The organism is Caballeronia arationis, assembly GCF_001544975.2.
GTDB lineage: Bacteria > Pseudomonadota > Gammaproteobacteria > Burkholderiales > Burkholderiaceae > Caballeronia > Caballeronia arationis.
The window spans coordinates 43,663-54,642 of the sequence record NZ_FCOG02000041.1 but is presented as its reverse complement, the minus strand read 5'-3'; the positions used below and the strand labels follow the sequence as shown (position 1 = coordinate 54,642).

At 64.4% G+C, this 10,980-nt stretch carries 8 protein-coding genes and 1 pseudogene; 4 read left to right on the top strand and 5 right to left on the bottom strand.

The window, feature by feature from the left end:
- From AWB81_RS23015 to AWB81_RS23005, 3 genes and pseudogenes are all read left to right on the top strand, one after another.
- A pseudogene (locus AWB81_RS23015) lies at nt 1-180 on the top strand (UxaA family hydrolase); the annotation flags it as partial.
- 159 nt (nt 181-339) lie between these two features.
- Complete coding sequence (dctA, locus tag AWB81_RS23010) at nt 340-1,668, top strand: C4-dicarboxylate transporter DctA (RefSeq protein ID WP_235025875.1); 1,329 nt, start codon at nt 340-342, stop codon at nt 1,666-1,668.
- Complete coding sequence (locus AWB81_RS23005; protein ID WP_062638861.1) at nt 1,665-2,690, top strand: Ldh family oxidoreductase; 1,026 nt, start codon at nt 1,665-1,667, stop codon at nt 2,688-2,690. Before dctA ends, AWB81_RS23005 begins: the two co-directional genes overlap by 4 nt.
- Here the strand turns inward: AWB81_RS23005 and AWB81_RS23000 are convergent.
- The gene (locus tag AWB81_RS23000; RefSeq protein WP_087135134.1) at nt 2,685-3,149 is read right to left on the bottom strand and encodes a substrate-binding domain-containing protein; all 465 of its coding nucleotides are present in this window, start codon (nt 3,147-3,149) and stop codon (nt 2,685-2,687) included. The genes AWB81_RS23005 and AWB81_RS23000 overlap by 6 nt on opposite strands.
- 26 nt (nt 3,150-3,175) lie before the next feature.
- On the opposite strand from AWB81_RS23000, the gene AWB81_RS45805 reads away from it, so the two are divergent.
- Nucleotides 3,176-3,316 (top strand): hypothetical protein, encoded by a 141-nt coding sequence (locus AWB81_RS45805; protein WP_159938926.1) that lies wholly within the window; start codon nt 3,176-3,178, stop codon nt 3,314-3,316.
- Nucleotides 3,317-3,368: 52 nt separating this feature from the next.
- Here AWB81_RS45805 and AWB81_RS22995 read toward each other — a convergent pair whose 3' ends face one another.
- The 4 genes from AWB81_RS22995 to AWB81_RS22980 form a co-directional block, all read right to left on the bottom strand.
- A complete protein-coding gene (locus AWB81_RS22995; protein WP_062638860.1) occupies nt 3,369-4,328 on the bottom strand; it encodes a dimethyl sulfoxide reductase anchor subunit family protein in 960 nt (319 codons plus the stop codon).
- A 21-nt stretch (nt 4,329-4,349) separates the two neighbouring features.
- Complete coding sequence (locus AWB81_RS22990; RefSeq protein ID WP_062638859.1) at nt 4,350-5,084, bottom strand: 4Fe-4S dicluster domain-containing protein; 735 nt, start codon at nt 5,082-5,084, stop codon at nt 4,350-4,352.
- Between the two features lie 13 nt (nt 5,085-5,097).
- A complete protein-coding gene (locus tag AWB81_RS22985; RefSeq protein WP_062638858.1) occupies nt 5,098-8,019 on the bottom strand; it encodes a molybdopterin oxidoreductase family protein in 2,922 nt (973 codons plus the stop codon).
- A 146-nt stretch (nt 8,020-8,165) separates the two neighbouring features.
- Complete coding sequence (locus AWB81_RS22980; protein ID WP_062638855.1) at nt 8,166-10,892, bottom strand: MGH1-like glycoside hydrolase domain-containing protein; 2,727 nt, start codon at nt 10,890-10,892, stop codon at nt 8,166-8,168.
- Between the last annotated feature and the right edge of the window lie 88 nt (nt 10,893-10,980).

The following is a 10,980-nucleotide window of genomic DNA, read 5'->3' as shown; positions in this document are numbered from 1 at the left end:
ACGATGAGCGAACATATCGACGTCGACGTCTCGGGCATCCTGCAGCGCGAACAGAATCTCGACCAGTCCGGCGACCGCCTGCTCGAATGCATGCTCGCCACCGCGAACGGCCGCTGGACCTCGGCGGAAACGCTCGGTCATCGCGAGTTCGTGCTCACGCGTCTGTTCGAAAGCGCCTGACCGGATCACGCAACATCGCATCATCGATAGAAGCAAGGCAATCGAAGTCCCCGTCCGGTGCGCGCGCCGGCACGACGCCGCTCAGAGAAGCGACGCGTGCCGCGCAGCGCGGCCGCCCAACTTCTGGCAGCAGCGAGTGGAGGAGACACCATCTTGCGCGTGCTCAAGCATCTATACGTGCAGGTCCTGATCGGACTTGCGGCCGGCATTCTCGTCGGCTATATCGCGCCGTCGCTCGGCGTCCAGTTCAAACCTCTCGGTGACACGTTCATCCGCCTGATCAAGATGCTGATCACGCTCTTGATCTTCTGCACGGTGTCGATTGGCATCGCGCGGATGGAGAGCCTGAAGCAGGTCGGACGCGTCGGCTTCAAGACCATCCTGTACTTCGAAGTGGTAACGACGATCGCGCTCCTGCTCGGCCTCGTCATCGCGAACGTCGTGCATCCGGGCGCGGGCCTGAATGTCGATCCGAAGACGCTCGATGCCGGCGCAGTCACGCACTTCGTGACCGAAGCCCACACGCAGGCGAAGGCGGGCCTTCTCGAACAGATCGTGCCGAACTCAGTCGTGGGCGCGTTCGCGCGCGGCGACCTGCTTCAGGTGCTGCTCTTTTCGGTCCTGTTCGGCGTCGCGCTGTCGATCATGTCCGATCGCAGCAAGTTCCTGGCACAAGGCATCGAGCAACTGGGCGACGTGCTGATGCGCATCGTCGAGATGATCATGCGGTTGGCACCGCTCGGCGCGTTCGGCGCGATTGCCTTCACGGTCGGCAAGTACGGCATAGCGAGCCTGCAGCAGCTCGGCATGCTGATCCTGTGCTTCTACATCACGAGCATCCTGTTCGTCGCGATCGTGCTCGGCACTGCCTGCCGCTGGGCGGGTGTCGGTCTTTGGCCGCTCTTGCGCTACCTGCGCGAGGAATTGCTGATCGTGCTCGGCACCTCGACGACCGAATCGGTATTGCCGCGCCTGATGGAGAAACTCGAACGGCTCGGCTGCCCGAAGTCGGTCGTCGGGCTGGTGCTGCCGACAGGTTATTCGTTCAACCTCGACGGCGCCGCGATCTATCTGACGATGACCTCGCTCTTCATCGCACAGGCGACCAACACGCATCTCACGCTGATGCAGCAGATCGGCCTCCTCGCGATCCTGATGGTGACGTCGAAGGGCGGAGCGGGAGTCGCAGGCGCGGCACTCGTCGCGCTGACGGCGACGCTCTCTTCGCACGACATCATTCCGGTCGCGGGCATCACGCTCATCATCGGCATCGACCGCGTGCTGAACGAAGTGCGCGCGCTCGTGAACATGATTGGCAACGCGGTGGCGACGCTCGTCGTCGCGCGCTGGGAGGGCGTGTTCGACGTGGAAACCGCGCGCGCCGTGCTGGCGGCGCCGCGTGAGAAGGAGCCGCAGGAACGGTCGGACGAAGTCGGCGGGATCATGCAGCTTCCGCCACATCAGGCGATGCAGGAAGGCCAAAAATGAGCGACGCGGGCCTTCGCACTTTCAGCGCCGCCGAACTGTCGATCTTCGCGCAGTCCGCGCTGCTCGCGGCGGGAACCACGCACGAGACCGCGGTCGCCACCGCGCGCGCGCTCATCTACGCGGACCTGCACGGGCTCGCTTCGCACGGCGTCGCACGCCTGCCGATGTATGTCGCGCAACTGCGCAACGGCCGTGTCGATCCGCTGGCGGTGCCGCGAATCGCGAAGGACAAAGGTGCCGCGTTTCTCGTCGATGCCGCCGACGGCCTTGCGTTCGCCGCCTGCGATCTGGCAATCGCGACCGGTATCGAGCGCGCGCGGCAGTTCGGCACGGCGACGGCGAGCATCGTGCGCAGCCATCACTTCGGTGCGGGCGCATATCACCTCGAAGCGGTTGGCGAGGCAGGGCTCGTCGCGCTGGCGTTCAGCAACGCGCCGGCGTCGATGCCCGCGTGGGGCGGCAAGACGCCGCTCTTCGGCACGAACCCGATCGCGGCCGTGTTTCCGCGTGCAAAGGGCCGGCCGCTCATGATCGACCTGTCGCTCTCGCAAGTCGCGCGCGGCAAGATCATGGTCGCGGCGCGCGACGGGAAGCCGATCCCCGAAGGCTGGGCGACGACCGCCGATGGCCAGCCGACAACCGATCCGCACGCCGCGCTCGCCGGCATGATGCTGCCCTTCGGCGGCGCGAAGGGCGCGATGCTCGCGCTGATGGTGGAGTTGCTGGCGGCGGCGCTGTCGGGCGCGCAGTTCGGCGCCGAAGCCGGATCGTTCCTGACCGCCGAAGGCGCGCGTTCGCGCATCGGCCATCTGTTCTGGATCATCGATCCGGGCGCGCTCGCGGGCATCGATACTTATCTGGAGCGCATCGAGACCTTGATCGAACTGATGCTCGCGGATGAAGGCGTGCGCCTGCCCGGCTATCGGCGACACGACGTGGCCGAACATGCGGCGCGCGACGGCATCACGATTCCTTCAGCGCTCCATGCGCAACTGAAGCAGCTCGCCGCCGATGCGTCATGAGGCAGGCGGCGCGCTCGTGCCGCGCACGACGAGTTCGATTAGCCGGCATTCGCTTTCCGGCATGCGATCAAGGGTGAGCCAGTCGAGCAGCGCCGTGGCAACGCGCTGGCCCAGTTCGTATGTGGGCAGCAGAACGGTGGAGAGGCCCGGCGTGATCTGCGAGCAGATCGGCAGGTTGTCGCAACCGACGATCGAAAGCTGCTGTGGCACCGCGTTGCCGAGTGACTGCGCTTCGAACAGGCAGCCGAGCGCGAGCAGGTCGTTGCCGCAGAAGACGGCCGTCGGGCGCGAGTTGAGTTGCATCAGATGCTTGAGGCCGGCGCGTCCGCCGTCGAAACCGAACGGCTCTTCGATGACGTTCGCCTCCGGCAGCCGGAAGCCGGCGCGCGAGAGTTCGTCGCGAAAGCCTTCGATGCGCTGGTGTGCGCGGTCGTTATGGCGCGCGAAGCCGGAGATCATGCCGAAGTCGCGGTCTGCGCGCGACCGTGAAAGCGCTGCATGAAGGCGCGTTCGGTTCGCTCGAATGGCTCGAAGAGCGGCCGATGTCCGGAGGTGCGAAGGCGTTTTCCGATCTGCATCAAGGGCTTGCGGCTTCGGCGAAGGTGCTGCTTGTTCCTGCCGCCTAGATTCGAATGGTGCTGCCCGATTATGTTGCACGCAACATAACCGGGCAGTACGTCACGAAGCCCGCGCGTAATAGATATTCTGCGGATGCCGCGCTTCGGCGAAGAAGAACCAGCGCTCCGCGACAAGTCCCGAATACTGCGTCACGCAGGCCGCGCAAAACAGCGCGATCGACACTCCGACCGACGAAGCGCCCGCTCCCAGCACCATCAGCACGAACGGCACAGCGAACGCGCCGACGAGAAACGTCCACTTGATCCGCTGCAGCGCTTGCGGCGTCTGTCCGTGGAAGAACTCGCGCAGATTGAAAGCACCCGCCGTGAAGCCACGCGATTTCTGCACGACGTTCGGCCCCTTGATGCCGGTCGCGCTCTGCACCGTCGACTTCGGGCGCAGGCGCGCATTGCGCCTCAATGAAGCGACGCGGCTCGCACAGCCCGCGAGCGTGAGCGTGCATGCGCAGGCGGCCAGCGCGGCGGTCAGCGTCGGCGCGAGCCACGCGGCGCACGCGGTCGCGAGCGTGAAGCCCGACGCGCAGCCGAGCAGCACGAAGTTGACCATCGTGAGCGGCGTCGCCCATTCCTGAAGGAAGCGCAGGCACGCATAGATCATCGCGGTGCAGACGAAGAGCGCGCCGCACGCGATGACGCCAAGCACGCCGATCGCGAGCGACCACGGCGAGCCGAACCAGTGCGCGACGCCATACGCCGCTGCACACGCGAGGAACGCGGGCAGGCAGAGGCACTCGCGAGAGAGCCACGATGTGCGCCACATTGCGATCGCGCGCCAGGCGCGCTCGGGATGCCCGAGATGGAAGAACGACGCGAGCAGCCCAAGCCCGCCGAGCACGACTGCAATCGCCGCGCCGACGATGAAGAACATCTGCGAAGGCGCTGCACTTGCCGACAACAGGCCGAGCCGGAGCGCTGCCTCCACGCCGACAAGCGCGACAAGCAGGCCTTGCGCGGCGCCGCTCAAGGTCGTGAGAAACACGACTGAAAATGCGGGTTTCATGTGTTGCTCCAAAAAAAATGGTCAGACACGCACTGCCATCGACGCCAGGTTGATTTCGCCGCGCTCGATCTGCATGTCGATCGGCATGGATTCGGCGTTCTCCGGCTGGCACGAACACGAGCCGCCACTGCCGCACGAACTCACCGGCTGACGCGGCAGATAGTGGTTGGCCGGCTTCGTCTCCCATTCGGGCATCAGCTGATAGCCGCCGCGCTCGCGAATCGCCTTCGAGACCACCGACTCGGGATCGTGGATATCGCCGAAGAGCCGCGCCGACGTCGGGCACGCCAGCACGCACGCGGGCTTGCGGTCGCGCTCGGGAAGCGCCTCGTTATAGATGCGGTCCGCGCAAAGGGTGCACTTGGTCATCTCCTTGCGCTCTTCGTCGAGTTCGCGCGCGCCGTACGGGCAAGCCCACGCGCAGTACTTGCAGCCGATGCACTTGTCGAAATCGACCAGCACGAGGCCGTCTTCCTTGCGCTTGTAGCTCGCGCCGGTCGGACAGACGGGCACGCACGGCGGGTCCTCGCAGTGCAGACACGACTTCGGAAAATGGATCGTGTCGGCGAGCGGAAACTCGCCTGCCTCGTAGGTCTGCACGCGGTTGAAGAACGTGCCGGAGGGATCGGCGTCGTACGGACGCAAATCCGCGAGACTGCCTGCCTCGCCCGACGTGTTCCATTCCTTGCAGCTCGTCACGCATGCGTGGCATCCCACGCAGACGTTCAGGTCGATTACGAGCGCCATCTGGGTCATGTTGGTCTCCTCGTCAGTTGCGCTTGACGGTGTTGCGAAGGCGCGCCGCGAACTCGCCGCGCCCCGCGAAGTAAGTCTGCACCACACGCTGGATCACGCCGGTCATGCCGGGCACGTCGTGCATCGGCGCGAACTGGGGCAGCGTGTGATCGGCGTCGGCCTCGGCGGGATAGACGCGCACGCGCACGTCGTACCACGCGGCCTGTCCCGTGATCGGATCGGAGTTCGAATAGCGCGCGTCTTTCGGGGTCGCGCCGGGCAGTTCGTCCGTGATGAGATGGTTGAGCAGGAAGCCGCGCTGCGATTCGTTGGCATCGGCGCCGAGATTCCACGCGCCCGCCGCCTTGCCGATCGCGTTCCAGGTCCACACGGTGCCGGGCTCGACCGTTTCGCTATAGCGCGCCATGCAGCGCACCTTGCCCCATTGCGATTCGACATAGATCCAGCCGCCGTCCTCGATGCCGTTCTCGCGCGCCATCTTCGGGTTCATGTACAGCATGTTCTCGCCGTGAATCTGCCGCAGCCACGCGTTCTGCGAATCCCACGAGTGATACATCGCCATCGGCCGCTGGGTGACGGCGGCGAGCGGGAAGCGCGCGAGATCGGTCGAATCGCGTTCGAGCGGGGCATACCAGAACGGCAGCGGATCGAAATACTGCTCGACGCGCGCGCGCAGATGATCCGGCGGCTGCCGCCCCTTCGTACGCCCTTGCGCGGCGAGGCGGAATTTCTGCATCACGTCGGAATAGAGCTGGATCAGGATCGGCTCTTTGAACTTGCGAAAGCCCTTCTCGACGGCCCATTGCAGATATGGCCCGTTGCAGTTGCGCATGTACTGCAATGTCTCGGGCATCCTGTAATGGAAGACGCAGTCGTGCTTCGCATATTCCTCCCACTGACGCGGATTCGGCTCGCCCACGAGCGCATCCTTGCCGTCCTTGCCGCGCCAGCCGATCAGGAAGCCGACGCCCGAACCCGGCGCCGTCTGGTGATTGATGATGAAGTCCGGATAGTCGCGATACTTGCGCTTGCCTTCTGGTGTCATGAACGCGGGCAGCTTGAGACGGCTCGCGAGTTCGACGATCACTTCCTGGAACGGCTTGCATTCGCCCGTCGGCGGCACAACCGGCACGCGCACCGAATCGACGGGACCGTCGAACTCGGAGATCGGGCGATCGAGCATCGACATCGCGTCGTGCCGTTCCAGATACGTCGTGTCGGGCAGGATCAAATCGGCGAAGGCCGTCATCTCGGACTGGAACGCATCGCACACGACGATGAACGGAATCTTGTACTCGCCGTTCTCGTGCTTGTCGGCGAGCATGCGGCGCACTTCCATCGTGTTCATCGACGAATTCCACGCCATGTTCGCCATGAAGATCATGAGCGTGTCGATGGGGTACGGATCGCCGCGCCACGCGTTCGTAATGACGCTGTGCATCAACCCGTGGACCGCGAGCGGATATTCCCACGAGAACGCCTTGTCGATGCGCACCGGCCCGCCCGCGTCGTCGATGAAGAGATCTTCTGGCGCGGCGGGCCAGCCGAGCGGACCGTTCGCTAGCGGCGTGTTGGGTTTCACCTGATCGGGATGATTCGGCGGTTTTGCCGACGGCGGCACCGCGCGCGGAAACGGCGCCTTGTGGCGAAAGCCGCCCGGCCGGTCGATGGTGCCGAGCATCGACATCAGCACAGCAAGCGCGCGGATCGACTGGAAGCCGTTCGAGTGCGCCGCGAGCCCGCGCATCGCATGGAAGGCGACCGGGTTGCCCGTCACGGTATCGTGGGTCTTGCCCCATGCGTCGGTCCAGCGGATCGGCAGCGTGATCTTATGGTCGCGGCTCACCTGCACCATTTCCGCGGCGATGCGCCGGATCGTCGCGGCGGGGATGCCGGTGATCTCGGCGGCCCACTCCGGCGTGCAGTCCGCGACGCGCTCCTTCAGCAACGCGAACGACGGACGCACCGGCGTGCCATCGTCGAGCGTATAGCGGCCATCGAGCGCGGGTTCCGCGTCGGGCGCGTGATGCGGCACTGCACGATTGCTCGCGCGATCCCACCACATGTGATTCTGCGGAAAAAGCGGGTTGCCTTCGTCGGCTTGGCGGTTCTTGACGAAGAGACCGAAGCGGTCGCTCGCTTCGTTCACGTCGAGCAACTCGGCCGCGTTCGTGAAGCGCGCGACGAACTCATGGTCGTAAGCGTCGGCGGCGATCAGTTCGTGGATCAGCGCCATGAAGAGCGCGCCGTCGGTGCCCGGGCGGATCGGCACCCATTCGTCCGCGATTGCGGCGTAGCCCGTGCGGATCGGATTGATCGCGATGAAGCGTCCGCCCGCGCGCTTGAACTTCGAGAGGGCGATCTTGAGCGGATTCGAGTGATGGTCCTCGGCCGTGCCGATCATCAGGAAGAGCTTCGCGCTGTCGAGATCGGGGCCGCCGAATTCCCAGAACGAGCCGCCCATCGTATAGATCATGCCCGCCGCCATGTTCGCCGAGCAGAAGCCGCCGTGCGCCGCATAGTTGGGCGTGCCGAACTGCTTGGCGAAGAGACCGGTCAGCGCCTGCATCTGGTCGCGGCCGGTGAAGAGCGCGAACTTCTTCGGATCGGTGGCGCGCAGGTGTGAGAGGCGCTTTTCGAGCGTGGCGAACGCGACGTCCCACGAGACGGGCTCGAACTGCGCGCTGCCCCGTTCGGCGTTCTGCTTGCGCATCAGCGGTTGCGTGAGACGCGCGGGGGAATACTGCTTCATGATGCCCGATGCGCCTTTCGCGCAGATCACGCCCTGGTTGAGCGGATGATTCGGGTTGCCGTCGATGTAGCGCACTTCGCCATCGCGCAGATGCACGCGGATGCCGCAGCGGCATGCGCACATATAGCACGTGGTTGTCTTCACTTCGAGCTTCTCGTCTTGCGTGCGAGCGCCGTGTTCCATGTCTGCCTCCTGGACGGGCGTCGGCGGTGGGCGTCGCCCAGCCGACGATGCCGATCCCTGGATGCTAGGAGGCGCGGATACAGAAGTAAAATCGCTATTTCAGATCAGAAGCATCGGCTGAGCCGATGGTTCCCTGTAAGCGAGCGTCATTCTGGCTTGGCAACCGGCGTCTCGGCGAATGCGGCGACCCGGCCCATCTTCAGAAGCTGCTCGGGTGTGGTCGTGGCGAACATGTGCATCGCGCGACTGACGATGCCGGTCCACCCGGTCTGGTGGCTCGCGCCGAGTCCCGCGCCGTTGTCGCCGTGAAAGTATTCGTAGAACAGGATGTGATCGCGCCAGTGCGGATCATCCTGAAACTTGCGGGTGCCGCCATAAACCGGCCGGCGGCCGTCGGGGCCGCGCAGGAAAATGCGCGCGAGCCGGTTCGTGATTTCCTCGGCCACTTCGTAGAGCGTCATGAAATGCCCGGAGTTCGTCGGGCATTCCACCTTGAAGTCGTTTCCATAGAAGGTGAAATACTGCAGCAGCGCGCGGATGATCAGGCCGTTCACCGGCATCCAGACGGGACCGCGCCAGTTGGAGTTGCCGCCGAACATGCCTGTATCCGATTCCGCCGGCAAGTACGACACCCGGTATTCCTGCCCGCCCGCGCGATACGTGTACGGATGATCTGCGTGATGGCGGGACAGCGAGCGGATGCCGTACGGGCTCAGGAATTCGTTTTCGTCGAGCATTTTCGCGAGCACGCGGCGCAGCTTGTCTTCGTTCAGAATGGCCGCAAGCCGCCGGCCGCCGACGCCCTTCGCCGTCAGGTCGTGGATGGAGGCGACGATCTCCGGGCGCGCGTCGATGAACCGCTTGAGGTTCTGGAATGCTTCGGGTTCGCGCTCGACCAGTGCTCCATCGAAGGAGGTGACGGCGCAAAGCGGCAGAAGTCCCACCATCGAGCGCACCTTGAGCCGTTCTGAGCGGCCGTCGGGCAGGCGCAGCACGTCGTAAAAGAAGCCGTCCTCTTCGTCCCACATGCCGGTGCCCTGGCCGGCGCGCAACATCGACGATGCGATCCACAGGAAGTGCGATACGAACTTGACGCACATGTCCACGTACGCCGGGTTCTGCAACGCGAGTTGCGCCGCGATTTCGAGCATGTTCTCGCAGAAGAGCGCCATCCATGCGGTGCCATCCGCCTGCTCCAGATAGCCGCCCGTGGGCAGAGGGGCGCTGCGGTCGAAAACGCCTATGTTGTCGAGTCCGAGAAAGCCGCCTTCGAAGACATTATTGCCTTCGCGATCCTTGCGGTTCACCCACCATGTGAAGTTGAGCAGAAGCTTGTGGAACGCGCGTTCGAGCCAGACCAGATCGCCCTGACCATGACGGAACTCTTCGAGACGATACGTAAAGATGGTCGACCACGCATGCACCGGCGGATTGACATCGCCGAAATTCCACTCGTAGGCGGGGAGCTGTCCGTTCGGGTGCAGATAGCGTTCCCGGAGCATCAGGTCGAGTTGCTGTTTGCCGAAGTCCGGGTCGACAAGCGTCAGTGCGAGCACATGAAACGCCAGATCCCACGCCGCGTACCACGGGTATTCCCACTTGTCGGGCATCGAGACGATGTCCGCGTTGAACATGTGATGCCAGTGATCGTTGCGTGGCGAGCGCCGCTGAGGATTGAACGGGTCGGCGCCGCGCTCGGTCAGCCATCGGTCGACATCGTAGTAATAGAACTGCTTGGACCACATCATCCCGGCGAGCGCCTGACGCATCACGTTCCTTGCGTCGTCGTCGAGCGAAGCGGGAATGACCGTGGCATAGAAGTCGTCGGCTTCCTTGCGACGGGTGTTCAGGGTGTCGCTGTAAGCGTCGCCGAACGCCGCTTCGACGGATGGCGCCTGCTCCGGCGCTTCGCGGCGAAGCCTCAGTCGAACGGTGCGGGATTCGCCGGCGCTCACGTCGAATCGATAGTGGGCGGCAGCCTTCGTCCCGCGCTTCTCCGGATTCACCGCACCTTCGGCACGGTGCACGACGGTGCTGTCGATACCGTCCTTGACGAAGGGCGTCCGGTTCGGCATGCCGGAGAGGCGCTCGGTGTTGGTGTCGTTCTCCGTGAAGAGCAGGGCAGCGGTGCCTTCGCAATACAGCGACCACGCGCCGAGTTCGCGATGAACGGCCGCAACGACGCAGCCGGCATCCTCCGCCGCCGCGGCTTGCCTGAGAGAAGGCCGCAACGCTTCCTCGCCCCACGACCAGACGTTGCGAAACCACAGCGTCGGCAGAAGGTGCAGCGCGGCGGATGCAGGACCGCGATTGAACGCGGTGATCTGGATCAGGATGTCTTCGGGCGACGCCTTCGCATATTCGACGAAGACATCGAAATAGCGATCGTCGTCGAAGACGCCGGTATCCATCAGTTCATATTCGAAGTCCTGGCGACCGCGCCGGCTGTTCGTCGCGGCGAGATCGGCATAGGGATACGCAGACTGCGGATATTTGTACAGGTACTTCATGTACGAATGTGTCGGCGTCGAATCGAGGTAAAAATAATATTCCTTGACGTCTTCGCCGTGATTGCCTTCGCTGTTGGTGAGACCGAAGAGCCTTTCCTTCAGGATCGGGTCGTTGCCGTTCCAGAGGCTCAGCGCAAAGCAGAGGATCTGCTGGTCGTCAGAGATGCCGGCGAGCCCGTCTTCACCCCATCGATACGCACGCGAGCGAGCCTGGTCGTGATTGAAGTAGTTCCAGGCGTCGCCGGAGTCGCTGTAGTCTTCGCGCACGGTTCCCCATTGCCGCTCCGACAGATAGGGGCCCCATGCCTTCCACGGCGCGTCTCGGCTGCGAGCCTGATCGAGCCGGTCGTGTTCAGCGGTCACCTGACACCTCCTGCCATCGGACAACACCCGGCCCGCGCCGCAGGCGCCAGCGTCCCGGACCTCATGCGAAGCCGCAAGGCCGGGTGCC